Origin of the sequence: Paenarthrobacter sp. TA1.8 (assembly GCF_048595705.1) — a bacterium.
Taxonomy (GTDB): domain Bacteria; phylum Actinomycetota; class Actinomycetes; order Actinomycetales; family Micrococcaceae; genus Arthrobacter; species Arthrobacter nitroguajacolicus.
Genome location: NZ_CP184287.1, coordinates 1,289,528 through 1,301,119, shown reverse-complemented (window position 1 = coordinate 1,301,119; position 11,592 = coordinate 1,289,528). Strand labels below are relative to the sequence as shown.

Here is an 11,592-nt window from a genome sequence, read left to right as displayed (position 1 = left end):
AAGTTGCATGCAGGAGGGCAAATGAATACATACACAGCCGTGCCCAGCGGCGAACAAGTTGTGCAGGAACTGCCATGGCGGTGGAAGGTCCAAGGACGGATTTTCCTGATCGGCGGGCTCGGGTTCATGTTCGACGCCTGGGATGTCACGCTCAACGGCATCCTGATTCCGCTGCTGTCCAAGCACTGGTCGCTGCAACCGGCTGACGCCGCGTGGATCGGCACTGCCAACTTGATCGGCATGGCTGTGGGTGCGTTCGCGTGGGGCACCATCGCGGACACCATCGGCCGTAAAAAGGCGTTCACTGCCACCCTCCTCATTTTCAGCATCTTCACAGTTCTGGGTGCGTTCTCCCCTGACATCGTGTGGTTCTGCATCTTCCGCTTTATGGCCGGCTTCGGCTTGGGTGGTTGCATCCCTGTGGACTATGCCCTGGTGGGTGAGTTCACGCCCCGGAAGCAAAGGGGCAAGGTGCTCACGGCCATGGATGGTTGGTGGCCGATCGGCGCTGCGCTCTGCGGTTTCGTCTCGGCGGGGCTGGTTGCGGCCTTTGGCGACTGGCGGCTCACCATGCTGATCATGGTGCTGCCGGCGCTGCTCGTTTTCTGGGTTCGGCGTTCGGTTCCCGAGTCGCCGTTGTTCCTGATTCGGGCGGGCCGACGTGCTGAGGCGGCTGCGGTGATTGATGGTCTGGTCGAAGCAACCGGTGCAGAGCCGCGCGCCTACAGCCTGCCCGAACCACAGGCCGCGCCACGCCTCTCCCCCGGCAGCGCGTGGACGCAGCTCCGGCGGATTTGGCAGTTCAACTGGAAAATCACGACGGCGGCCTGGGCCCTGTTCTTTAGCGTTCTGTTGGTTTATTACTTGTCGCTGACGTGGATGCCCCGGATTCTCATCGGCGCCGGATTCGAGGAGTACAAGGCGTTCGTCACCACGGCGAGCATGGCCGCCGTCGGACTTTTGGGCGTCATTGTTGCAGCGCTGCTGGTGGAGCGCGTGGGCCGCAAGTGGATCCTCGCCATCACTGGTCCGTTGTCCGCGCTGACGCTGGTGATCGTCGCGATCGTGGTGGATGTGCCGTCGGCCGCTGTGTTCTGGCTGCTGGTGTTCGGCTTCGTGGTGCAGGTGGCCATTCCTGTGCTCTACGCGTATGTATCCGAGTTGTACCCCACCGAGCTTCGTGGCTCGGGTTTCGGCTGGGCTTCGACGTTCTCGCGCATCGGCGCAGGCTTCGGCCCCTTGGTGTTTGCCTCGTTCTTCTGGCCGGAGTTCGGCTTGGCGCAGTCGTTCGCAATGGCTGGTGGCCTGGTGCTGCTGTCCGTGCTGTGGATGGCGTTCTTCGCTCCGGAGACAAAGCAGCGAGTCCTCGAGTAACCGCCCCGCTTCCCGTACCCAACTGAGTCGCATTAGTGCGCGTTTTGGACGCTCAAAACGCGCACTAATGCGACCTACTTGGGTGCCCAACCGTGTTGTTCGAGCGCCCGCCTCACCTTGGCCACTGCGGTCGTCGCGCCGGTGGACATGTGTCGCTTGGAGATCCTCACAAGGATCCATCCTGCACGGCTGAAGTCTTCTTCGCGGGCAATGTCCCGCACGATCTGTTCCGGATCCGAATGCCCTTCACCTTCGTATTCAACGCCAACGCGCTGCTCGCGATACGTGAGATCCGGTTGACGTACGACGCCGGGACTTAGCTCCGTGCGTACGTTCACTTCCGCTGTGGGCAGGCCAGCCCACTTGAGCGCCAGCCTCAGCCTCGTTTCGGGGGCAGAGTCGGCCCCCACGCAGGCTTGCTCCAAAGCGAGGCGGGCCTTCCGAATACCCGGTGTCCCCCAGTGCCGGTCCAGCATTTCTTCGAGCTCATCCATGGTGCAGTGTGGCTCACTGCGACCCTCGAATTCCGGCCTGGGAATGCGGAGCAAGTGATCGGCCACAACCGTGATCTCGTCAATATCCATCTTCCGCGCGCAATCCAGCCACGTCCGGGCCCGGCTGGTGATAAGCAGACCATTAGACGTGGTGATTTCATCCTCGAAGAACTGTCCCCGATGCCCCACAACCCCACGCCGGCGAGGGATGGCCATGGCGTATGGCCGCGATATATGGATGTCGGGTCTATCGCTGCCAGGTAGAAACCCTGGGAACTCCCACAGCAGAAAAGCAGTGGCATGCGAGGCAGCCGAAAATGGCGTGACCAGTGTGACCGGACGAACCATGTCCGCGAACGCATGTTCTGTTTTCAGACGAGGGACTCGAATCGCCCGGCTCGGCGAGTCCAGACCGTGGTGACTCAAGCGCCGTCGAGATATCCCGGCGACAACAGCTTCCTGCCAGGTGAATGGTAGCGACGAGAGTGGTTCAGGCATCGGCCGAGGAGTCTTCATGCCCCATGCTGACAAACATCGCCATACCCGTGCGCCGTTATCCACAGGCGGAAGATGCTCTACGGAAACTAAGTAGCAGCACAGCGCGTTTTGAGGGGTCTAAACGCGCTTAAATGCGACCTACTTGGGTCAGGGGGTGGGGGCGGCGGCGAGGTCCGCCAGGGTCTGGACCAGCAGGCGGCGCTCCACTACCTTGATGCGCTCGTGCAGGGATTCTTCGGAGTCCTCGGGCAGGATGGCAACGGCTTCCTGCGCGATGATGGGGCCGGTGTCCACGCCGGCGTCGGCCCAATGGACTGTGCAGCCCGTGACTTTGACGCCGTATGCGATGGCGTCGCGCACTCCGTGGGCGCCCGGGAACGATGGCAGCAGCGCGGGGTGGGTGTTGACGTACTTGCCGCCGAAAGCGTCGATGAAGTCGGCGCTCACGATCCGCATGAAACCGGACGAAACCACCACATCCGGCTTGTAGGACAGGACTTTGTCGCGCAAGGCGGAATCCCATTCGGCGCGGGTTTCAAACGAGTTGAAGTTGACCACGAACGTCTCAATACCAGCCTCGTCGGAGCGCTCTACGCCGTACGTATCGGGCCGGTCGGCGCCCACAGCCGCGATCTCGACGTCCAGTTCACCCGACTTCACGGCGTCAATGACAGCCTGGAGATTTGAACCGGTACCGGAGACGAGGACAACAATGCGCATTGCACTAGCTTATGGGCGGCTCGCGTAGGCTGGAAAACATGAATCCCGACGTCGGTTCCAAGCCGAGCCAACAACCCCGCTCCGAGGCCGAAAAGTCCGCCCTCGGCGTGAGCCAGAACCTCTTCCGTGCTTTCCTTTTGGCGGCTTTGGGCGCGTTCTTCGTGTTCTCACTGAACGTGAACTACGTGTGGTTGAGCGCCATCCTCACGCTCGCAGCTTTGGTGTTGGGCATCGTCGTCCTGGTGCGGACGTTGAAGCACAAGCACCCAAAACTGATGCTGTTCGGAACGATTTCGGGCCTGGTTGTCACGGCCGTCATGTGCCTGCTGATCCTGACATCCGTGCTCTTCTTCAATCAGGTCAGCTCGTACCAGGACTGCTCACGCACGGCGCTGACGGAATCCGCCAAGACACAGTGCCTGACGCAGCTCGAGGACTCGATGCCGGGGCCGCTGCGCTAGCCCAGGGTTATCTGAGCGAGCCCGCTCAGGCGTGTTCGTCGTCGTACGCTACTTCGTCGAGGTTGGCCTCGCGCAGCTTCTGGCGGCGTTCCAGCCACGGCCCCACGGCATAGCCAATCACGACGCCGATGCCCACTTCGGCGGCCAGCCAGACTGCCGTCCACATCGGGTGGGGTCCGATTTCCGTGAGCCGTCCAATTCCTGCTGAACCTCGTGCGATCCATGCCAAGGCCCCGCCGAGAAGCCCTGCAACGATGCCTATGAACGCGCCCAGGAACAGGGTGGAGGCGGTAGCCGTGAACCAGCGGGCTTTGATCTTGATGGAAAGCCACTCGTCGAAATGGTTCTCGCCTTCACGCAGGAACCACCAACCCGCCAGGATGCCGGCGACGACGGGAAGCGCCAGGGCCATGGCACCGGCGTCGAGCTGTCCCGCGGGAAGTGCCCCAAGAACCGGAACCGCCGGAAGCGGTCCGACGGCGGTACCCAGCGGACCCGCTGTTGAACCGACGCCGAGTGAGAACCCGGCGCCGGTGGACCAGGACAGGGCGAAAATTACGAGGTTTGGCAGGAAGCCGAGCTGCGCGATGGTGAGCACGGCACCACCCATGGCGCCCGCCTGCAGACCTTCGTAGACGGCAATGATGTCCGTCCAATGCCACACGATGGTCACAGCCAGCAACAGCGCGGCCAAACAAACGGAGGCCATCGCCGCTACGAAGCCTGCCTTCAACGCCGAGCCCACATATGAGCCGGCCCAGCGGGAATGCTGACTGGTCTTTGCGAGCCATGCGACGGCGTCGACGCCGATCAGTCGGCTCCACGAGCCCGCTTCGCGTCGGGCGCCCACGATCATGCCCAGGCCGAAGGAGATCAGCGGTATGGTCATGGCGAACCACAGGTTAATGACGACTTCGGGGGTGCGGCACACGAATCCCGTGGCCGTCCCGAATGCTGCGTACACCACGAACGCGCCAAGGAACGCCTGCCACAGTTGGTCGGTGTACGACGCCCGGGCGAGTCGACGGCCGGCACGCCAAGCGAGCAGGAACGGAATGAGTGTCAGGCCAAGCGGGATGAGGGACAGTAGACCCGAACCGGGTTGGGCAGCAGTGCCGAGGTTGACGTGCGCCAACTCCAGCGGGACACCGTGGATCAGCAGCCATGCTTGGCCGGCCAGGCGCGCCAAGGCGTCCACGTTCCGGTTCTGGAATCCGTCGGTAGCCCACACTCCCACCAGCGGAAGAATGACAACAATGGCTGAAATGAACGCTGCCTGAGCCGCTTCCAAACCACCCTGTAGCCAAAGGGGCATCGGGAGGCCACGGTTTCCGGTCTGATCAGCGCGCAGTTTCATCGTGATCTATCGTGCCACGGTAGGCAGCACTCCCCCGGCAGGCACCCCTGAAATACAGGGAATTCCAGCGCTTTTTCCCATAGGCCGCCGTAAAATGGGAGGTGTTCTCCCGGGGACGGAGCCCTCAACGACCACCTCAGCTTCGCCCCGCCCTGCACAGGATTTGAAAGGCCCGGAAACAATCGAAGCCGGGAACTAGGAGCGGCCAATGAATAGGTGTCACAACTCATAACAGAAAGTCGTACTAGCAGCTGGTGCAGCCGCCTTGGGATTCTTTCCAGAGGCTGCACCAGCCTTCTTTTTGGGGTCCTCACCGCGCTGCCCAATCCGACCTGCGCCACGCATATCCGCTGCCGCTGCTCACATCCAGGTGGCGCGGATGGACATCGACGGCCCTCAGGAATTTGGGTGTCAGGAATGGTCGACGGCGGGGCGCCTAGTACGCGCCAACCCCGCCGCCCATCAGAGCTGGGGCCCGTAGATGAACTCCTTGGCATGGTTGACGGCCTTCTTGAAGGCGTCATTGCGGAGAGTCACCTGCTCCCCACTAGCTCCCCCGCTCGGTTCCATGAACGTCGTTGGCCCTGGGCGGAGCATCCAAATATCCCCGGCCGGCGGCAGGTAGAAGACGCCGAAGGAGCGGTGCTCGGGGTCGTCGGTCCAGATGGGGACCACGGCGACGGCAGCCCCGGTGTCCGGATTGATCCATTGAGCACGTGGCATGGGTTGTTCGTGGACTTCGGGGTCCAGGAACGGGGCCGTCCCTCTCCCCCAGCGTTTCTCGAACCGCTCGTAGAACGCTGGAATGATGTGACCGTCGTACGGACGCCAAGCACTCATGGATTACTCCTCGGTGATCTCATATTGCGGGGTGAAGGTTCCCAGCGGGGTGGCCCAAACGCGAGCGGCGACTGGTCCCTTTCGCGGCCGGCAGACTCTCGTCCCGGGGTAGGTTCGCGCCGATGGAACCGGACCTTCACAGGCGTTCCGCCCGATCCGCCCTTACCGTCAGGACTCAGCCGCGCACGATCGTATGCCACCCGCTTCCCTGGGTCCGACAAAACGACGTACGCCTGCATGATGGCGTGCAGTTCCTGGAGGTCGGCCGCGGAGGTGGTGTCGCCGCCGTCGACCCTTTGGCGTGTGTCCGGGTGGTGGGTCCGAAGCAGCGTGCGGTAGGCGCGGCTGATCTCGCGGGCGGTCGCGTCCGGCGAAACGTGAAGAGTGGCGTAGTGGTCAGGTTGGGTGCTCACTGCTGGTTCCGGTTCCTGCTGCGGATTTGGAGATGGCCCCCGGCTGAACCGGGGGCCATCAATCGGGAGACGACGGGCGGGGGCCGCTTTCATGTGCGCTAAAAAACGCTGTGACGTGGCGCGAAGCCTGCGCCCAACTATTCCGATGCGGCCGCCTCCGTTGTTCCCGGCTGGCGCCCTGCCGGTTGGCCACCCCCAGTGAGCCTTCCGGCAGGGCGGACGGGACTAGGCGTTGATTTCCTGCCTCTGCCCACTGGATTGGATCTCGATGCGGCGCGGCTTGGCCTTCTCGGCGACGGGGATGCGGAGTGTGAGCACCCCGGCGTCGTAGCTGGCCTGGACGCCGTCGGTATCCAACGTGTCACCGAGGATGAGCTGCCGGCTGAAGACGCCCTGTGGGCGCTCGGCGGCGATCATCTCGGTGTTCTCGCCCGCGGGCGACTTGCGTTCTGCCTTTACCGTAAGGACGTTCCGTTCGACGTCCAGCTCAACTGAATCAGGGCTTACACCAGGCAGATCGAAGGCAACAACAAATTGTCCGTCCTCCTGCCATGCATCCATCGGCATTCCGGCCGGGCGTGCTGTTGTGCCAAAAACCTGTTGGGCGAGCCTGTCGAATTCGCGGAACGGGTCAGTGCGCATCAGCATGTGGTTCTCACTCCTTTGGATCTTGATGCTGATTCTGTTGTAGGTACCAGCCTGCTCAGTCCTGCTCAATCTGTGTTGACTGGTATAGATTTTTTATAGCACCGGTGGGAGAGTTGATGCAAGTAATTTTCCGGAAGATTTTTGGAGGTCTTTGATGGCAGCTTCGGATGTTGAGACTGCCGCTGAAGAGTACGACGGCGGAGGGTCGGCTTCTGGCGCGGACGGCGGCTCAGGTGTGGACTCAGACTCCCGCGGGGTCTACGCGATCTCGGTGGCAGCTGAGCTCGTCGGCACAGGGCAGCAGAACATCAGGCAGTACGAGCGCAAAGGCCTGCTCACCCCGGAAAGGACCGACGGCGGCACTCGCCGATACAGCGAAAGCGACCTTGCGACGCTGCGCAGGATCGGGGTGTTGTTGGACGAGGGGCTGAACCTGGCCGGGGTGAAGCTGGTGCTCGAGTTGGAAGCGGAGAACCGGGGGCTGACGGAGGACAACCGGGGGCTGGCTGACGATAACCGGGAGCTGCGGGCGGATAACCGTGGGTTGCGGAAGGATCTGAAAAGGGCGCGGGGTGAAGGGCAAACCTAAGCTGGTCCGGACTTTGTGTAGTTCGACTGTCATCGGCAGGACTGAAGAAAAATGCCCATATTAGTTCACCATGACGATCAGACGCTGGAGCCGGTTCCTTTGTCCCACAGGGCCAACGTTTGCCAGTCGACAGGGAAGCCCATGTTTGCTTCCGGTGAGATGAGCCTGGATCCATCGGGCGCCATCAACTCGACATTGAATTTTCGTATCTGCGTCCGAAACGTCAGAGGCCAATTTGACCCGCCCACGTGGGACCGGAGCATGAAGGCCAATGTTGCCGCGTAGATATACAACCTCTGATGGGGCTTAGGGGCTTGGGTGAAGTCCGGAGCCGCGAGATGCGCCAACAAGTCACCTTCAGTTTCGTGCACTCTGAGAACCAGCGCCCGTTTGAATGCCCGATTGAATAAACGAGAGCCGTGCGCGCAGGTGTTCCGGAAGTCAACCATCATACGAAGAACGGAAGCGAACGGCCGGGGATGGACAAAGCCGAACATGCGGGCAACGTGCCGAGCATCGGCAGGTTCCATAAGGTCAAAAAGGTATGGGAGTTTTCCAAAACTCAAGACTTCGATAAGTGCCCAAATGGGCACAGGATCCTGTGGGTACTTCAAGACGTGGTGGGTAATGAAATCCTCGTCCCCTGCGGCTAAACGCACCGCTTCCTCGCAGGTGTTTAGCCACGCGTCAAACTTGGTCTTGTCTCCGATCGATTGCCTGCAGATCTGCTTGTCCAGGTGGTCCTCGGACAGGTGCGCGGCAACATTCTTTTCAGCCAAGGTGTGTGCGATTGCGGCGCGTACCCGGACTTCGAAGTCCAGCAGCCCTTCGAGGCAAACTCGCGAGAGCCTGAAGTCGAACGCCTCGAGCTTCACTACATGTTCAAAGTCGGCGCCCGGAACATACCTGTCCCGGCGATACTGTCGTAGCCGTTCGTTCACCTCGCTTGGCGGAAGCAACTCACGAAAAACGTAACGGTAGGCCCCGGATCGGAAGTAGCCTACGCGGGTCAGGAACTTCAGCGCAGCGTCGCGATCCTGAATGGAAAGACCTCGCGCCTCCAGCTGCGCGATTAGCTCACCGCGCTCCCTAAAATCCTTCGTATATTCCACGCATCACCATTTGTCCCCCAAATGAAAATCGCCCCCTTGAGCCGAGGCTCAGAGGGGGGCGATGTCTGATGCTTAGAATGTACCACAGGGCAACAAGTCGCCGGGTCAACCGGCAAATGTTGAGGTGATTCCTCACTCAACCCACCTGTTAACCAACTCTTCCTCCACAGGCCACCCGTTCGAACCCGCCAAGCCAACCGTCGCGACCACCGTTGTAGGCGTGAGGATCGCAATCGTCGCCGAATCATTCCTGCCACTGATGAATGGGGTAACCCATTCGATACTGCGGGTGCTGGAGCATCTGCAGGAGCGCGGGGATGAGGTGATGGTGATCGCGCCATCGACGTCGGACACTGATGTTTCGAGCGTCGAGAAGGGTGCGTATGTGCACCGGCTTCCTTCGGTGCCGCTGGCCGGCTACACGAATGTGCGGGTTGCGTTGGGTGGTGTGAATCGGGTCAAGCGAATCCTTGCCGATTTCTCCCCCGACGTCGTGCACCTCGCTTCGCCGTTCGTCCTCGGCTGGCGCGCCGTGCAGGCCGCCCATCAGCTCGGCAACCCGACTGTCGCGATCTACCAAACCGAGGTTCCCAGCTACGCGGCCCGCTACGGTGTGCCGTTCCTGGAGAACTGGGCCTGGAACCGCGTGGACAACATCCACCTCCTGGCCACCCGTACCCTGGTGCCGTCAACGTTCGCGCTGAACCAGTTGCGCGGACGCGGCATTCTGCGCGTGGACATGTGGCGCCGCGGCGTGGATACCGTGCGCTTCAATCCCGCTAAGCGTTCGACGGCGTGGCGCAGCTCAGTGGCGCCCGACGGTCACCGCATCATCGGCTACGTTGGCCGGCTCGCCGTCGAGAAACAGGTTGAGGATCTGGCTGTACTGGCTGATTTGCCGAACACGAAACTGGTCATCGTTGGTGACGGCCCGCAACGTGAAGCGCTCCAAGCGGCCCTGCCGAACGCCCACTTCGCCGGCTTCCTCGGTGGGGATGCGCTGGCTCAAGCTGTCGCGGGGTTCGACCTCTTCGTCCATCCCGGCGAGTTCGAGACCTTCTGCCAAACCATCCAGGAAGCCATGGCATCCGGTGTTCCTGTGGTCGCGACCGGCCGCGGCGGCCCCTTGGACCTCGTGGAGAACTCACGCACGGGCTGGCTGTATGAGCCCGGCAACCTCGCCCAGCTGCGCGGCTATGTGCAGGATCTGATCGGCGACGACGCCAAGCGCCGGGCGTTCGCAACGGCAGCTACCGCTTCAGTCCAAGGGCGGACGTGGCCTGTCCTCAGTGCAGACCTGGTGCGCCATTACAACGAAGTCATCTCCGGCGTGCCCAGCGGAACTACCGGGCCCAGCGAATTCACCTCAAGCAAAGGACCCTCCTCATGAAAATCTCCGTGATCGGCTGCGGCTACCTAGGCGCAGTCCATGCAGCAACGCTCGCTTCGATGGGCCACACCGTGGTGGGTATCGACGTCGACTCCTCCAAGGTTGAGCAGCTCAACAAGGCGATGGCGCCCTTCCACGAGCCCGGGTTGGATGAGCTCCTCAAGGACGGTCGCACCACCGGTCGGCTCGTGTTCACCACGGACTTCGCGGCTGCCGCAGATGCCCATGTCCACTTCCTCTGCGTGGGTACGCCGCAGTCCAAGACCTCAGACACCGCCGACCTCTCGTACCTGATGGGCGCTACGAAGAGCCTCCTGCCGCACCTGGCCAAGGGCGCCGCCGTCGTCGGAAAATCAACAGTGCCGGTAGGCACGGTGGAGACGCTCCGCGCAATCCTGGCTCGTCGCTCGGACGTGTTGCTCGGCTGGAATCCCGAGTTCCTGCGTCAGGGCACGGCCGTCAAGGATTCGCTGGTGCCTGACCGCCTGGTTTACGGCGTTCCTGGCGGCAAGGGCGCCGCAGCGGGTACGCCGATTACTGCAGTGCTGGATGCGGTGTACGAGCCGCTGATCAGCGCCGGTATCCCGCGGCTGGTCTGCAACTTCGCGACGGCGGAGCTCATCAAGTCGGCCTCGAATGCGTTTCTGGCCACGAAGGTCAGCTTCATCAACGCGATGGCTGAGCTGTGCGACGCATCGGGCGCCGACGTAAGCGAGCTCAGCGAAGCAATGGGCCTGGATCCGCGCATCGGCAACCGATACCTGCACGCCGGGCTCGGCTTTGGCGGCGGCTGCCTGCCCAAGGACATCAGGTCATTCCGTGCCCAGGCGCGCGAACTTTCGGTACCGTCGGTGGATGAGTGGATGGCCCTGGTTGATTCGGTGAACCTGGACCAGCGTTCCCGCGCTGTGGAGGTCGCCCGTGAGATGTGCCGCGGCTTCCTGTCCGGCCGCACGGTGACAATCCTTGGTGCCGCGTTCAAGCCCGACACCGACGATATCCGCGACTCCCCCGCCCTGGACGTCGCCCAACAGCTGGCGGCCGCTGGCGCACATGTGACCGTCACGGACCCCAAAGCCATCAACAATGCCTGGATCCGATACCCGCAAATCCGCTTCGAAGCCTCCACCAAACGCGCCCTCGAAGGCGCCGAACTGGTGCTGCTGCTCACCGAATGGAACGAATACGTGTCGCTCTCGCCCGTTGTTGCGGGAGCACTCGTACGACGCCGGATGGTGCTGGACGCTCGCAACGTCCTGGACGCTGAGGCTTGGTGGAGCGCAGGGTGGACGGTCCGCGGGTTGGGGACGGGCGCTTCGGTTGTTGGCGCTGATGGAGGCCAGGCCAAGCCCGCCGACAGGAAAAAGCACGCAGCGCGCTAAGTCATAGACAACTCCGCCTCCCTTTGCTGTTCGGCACGGTGTTATGGTCACTGCACGCGCCATCGCATCGGCGCATCTACAAGGGGGCAATTCATTGAAAAAGCGTTCTATTCGCATGACCAAAAACTGGCATTTGCTAAGCAACTCTTCGTGGTCGCAAGGGCGAAAAGCACTGGGGCTGGTGGCCATGACGTCGCTGCTGGTTGCGGCCACAGCGTGCGCTCCGGGAGCGCCTTCAAGCGCCAGCTCTGTATACAGTACAAAGGCAACTCCTTCCGCAACTCCTTCTCCGACACCCAGCAAGGTCGCTGGCA

The 11,592-nt window shown here is 62.2% G+C and carries 12 protein-coding genes; 5 read left to right on the top strand and 7 right to left on the bottom strand.

Annotated elements, in window-relative coordinates; genetic code table 11:
- The first annotated feature begins 21 nt into the window (after positions 1-21).
- Positions 22-1,374, top strand: a complete 1,353-nt coding sequence (locus ACNAOT_RS06255) for an MFS transporter (protein ID WP_364308242.1) — start codon at positions 22-24, stop codon at positions 1,372-1,374.
- 74 nt (positions 1,375-1,448) lie between these two features.
- Here the strand turns inward: ACNAOT_RS06255 and ACNAOT_RS06250 are convergent, their stop codons facing one another.
- The gene (locus ACNAOT_RS06250; RefSeq protein WP_420180437.1) at positions 1,449-2,084 is read right to left on the bottom strand and encodes a hypothetical protein; all 636 of its coding nucleotides are present in this window, start codon (positions 2,082-2,084) and stop codon (positions 1,449-1,451) included.
- 429 nt (positions 2,085-2,513) lie between these two features.
- Entirely contained in the window at positions 2,514-3,086 is a 573-nt protein-coding gene (purN, locus tag ACNAOT_RS06245; protein WP_017197778.1) for a phosphoribosylglycinamide formyltransferase, read from the bottom strand.
- A gap of 11 nt (positions 3,087-3,097) precedes the next feature.
- Here purN and ACNAOT_RS06240 point away from each other — a divergent pair, with 11 nt between their 5' ends.
- Positions 3,098-3,547, top strand: a complete 450-nt coding sequence (locus tag ACNAOT_RS06240) for a hypothetical protein (protein ID WP_420180436.1) — start codon at positions 3,098-3,100, stop codon at positions 3,545-3,547.
- A 25-nt stretch (positions 3,548-3,572) separates the two neighbouring features.
- On the opposite strand, the gene ACNAOT_RS06235 is transcribed toward ACNAOT_RS06240, so the two are convergent.
- The 4 genes from ACNAOT_RS06235 to ACNAOT_RS06220 all read right to left on the bottom strand — a co-directional run bounded on the left by ACNAOT_RS06235 (position 3,573) and on the right by ACNAOT_RS06220 (position 6,805).
- Complete coding sequence (locus tag ACNAOT_RS06235) at positions 3,573-4,904, bottom strand: DUF6350 family protein (protein WP_178997746.1); 1,332 nt, start codon at positions 4,902-4,904, stop codon at positions 3,573-3,575.
- A gap of 462 nt (positions 4,905-5,366) precedes the next feature.
- Positions 5,367-5,744 carry a hypothetical protein gene (locus ACNAOT_RS06230; protein ID WP_179019331.1) on the bottom strand — a complete coding sequence of 126 codons (378 nt, stop codon included), beginning with the start codon at positions 5,742-5,744 and terminating at the stop codon, positions 5,367-5,369.
- Positions 5,741-6,157, bottom strand: a complete 417-nt coding sequence (locus tag ACNAOT_RS06225; protein WP_420180435.1) for a J domain-containing protein — start codon at positions 6,155-6,157, stop codon at positions 5,741-5,743. The genes ACNAOT_RS06230 and ACNAOT_RS06225 overlap by 4 nt, the downstream gene beginning before the upstream one ends.
- 225 nt (positions 6,158-6,382) lie before the next feature.
- The gene (locus tag ACNAOT_RS06220; protein WP_420180434.1) at positions 6,383-6,805 is read right to left on the bottom strand and encodes an Hsp20/alpha crystallin family protein; all 423 of its coding nucleotides are present in this window, start codon (positions 6,803-6,805) and stop codon (positions 6,383-6,385) included.
- A 154-nt stretch (positions 6,806-6,959) separates the two neighbouring features.
- Here ACNAOT_RS06220 and ACNAOT_RS06215 point away from each other — a divergent pair, with 154 nt between their 5' ends.
- Entirely contained in the window at positions 6,960-7,394 is a 435-nt protein-coding gene (locus ACNAOT_RS06215; RefSeq protein ID WP_420180433.1) for a MerR family transcriptional regulator, read from the top strand.
- 77 nt (positions 7,395-7,471) lie between these two features.
- Here ACNAOT_RS06215 and ACNAOT_RS06210 read toward each other — a convergent pair whose 3' ends face one another.
- Positions 7,472-8,506: an Abi family protein gene (locus ACNAOT_RS06210; RefSeq protein ID WP_420180432.1), complete on the bottom strand. Its 1,035-nt coding sequence runs from the start codon at positions 8,504-8,506 to the stop codon at positions 7,472-7,474.
- Positions 8,507-8,726: 220 nt separating this feature from the next.
- On the opposite strand from ACNAOT_RS06210, the gene ACNAOT_RS06205 reads away from it, so the two are divergent.
- Both ACNAOT_RS06205 and ACNAOT_RS06200 read left to right on the top strand, forming a co-directional pair.
- The gene (locus ACNAOT_RS06205; RefSeq protein WP_420180431.1) at positions 8,727-9,896 is read left to right on the top strand and encodes a glycosyltransferase family 4 protein; all 1,170 of its coding nucleotides are present in this window, start codon (positions 8,727-8,729) and stop codon (positions 9,894-9,896) included.
- Complete coding sequence (locus tag ACNAOT_RS06200) at positions 9,893-11,278, top strand: UDP-glucose dehydrogenase family protein (RefSeq protein ID WP_420180430.1); 1,386 nt, start codon at positions 9,893-9,895, stop codon at positions 11,276-11,278. Before ACNAOT_RS06205 ends, ACNAOT_RS06200 begins: the two co-directional genes overlap by 4 nt.
- Positions 11,279-11,592: the final 314 nt, after the last annotated feature.

Excerpts from the sequence above, each read along its gene's own strand:
- ACNAOT_RS06255 (WP_364308242.1), top strand. The coding sequence starts at position 22 with ATGAATACATACACAGCCGTGCCCAGCGGCGAACAAGTTGTGCAGGAA.
- ACNAOT_RS06250 (WP_420180437.1), bottom strand. The coding sequence starts at position 2,084 with ATGGCCATCCCTCGCCGGCGTGGGGTTGTGGGGCATCGGGGACAGTTC.
- purN (WP_017197778.1), bottom strand. The coding sequence starts at position 3,086 with ATGCGCATTGTTGTCCTCGTCTCCGGTACCGGTTCAAATCTCCAGGCT.
- ACNAOT_RS06240 (WP_420180436.1), top strand. The coding sequence starts at position 3,098 with ATGGGCGGCTCGCGTAGGCTGGAAAACATGAATCCCGACGTCGGTTCC.
- ACNAOT_RS06235 (WP_178997746.1), bottom strand. The coding sequence starts at position 4,904 with ATGAAACTGCGCGCTGATCAGACCGGAAACCGTGGCCTCCCGATGCCC.
- ACNAOT_RS06230 (WP_179019331.1), bottom strand. The coding sequence starts at position 5,744 with ATGAGTGCTTGGCGTCCGTACGACGGTCACATCATTCCAGCGTTCTAC.
- ACNAOT_RS06220 (WP_420180434.1), bottom strand. The coding sequence starts at position 6,805 with ATGCTGATGCGCACTGACCCGTTCCGCGAATTCGACAGGCTCGCCCAA.
- ACNAOT_RS06215 (WP_420180433.1), top strand. The coding sequence starts at position 6,960 with ATGGCAGCTTCGGATGTTGAGACTGCCGCTGAAGAGTACGACGGCGGA.
- ACNAOT_RS06200 (WP_420180430.1), top strand. The coding sequence starts at position 9,893 with ATGAAAATCTCCGTGATCGGCTGCGGCTACCTAGGCGCAGTCCATGCA.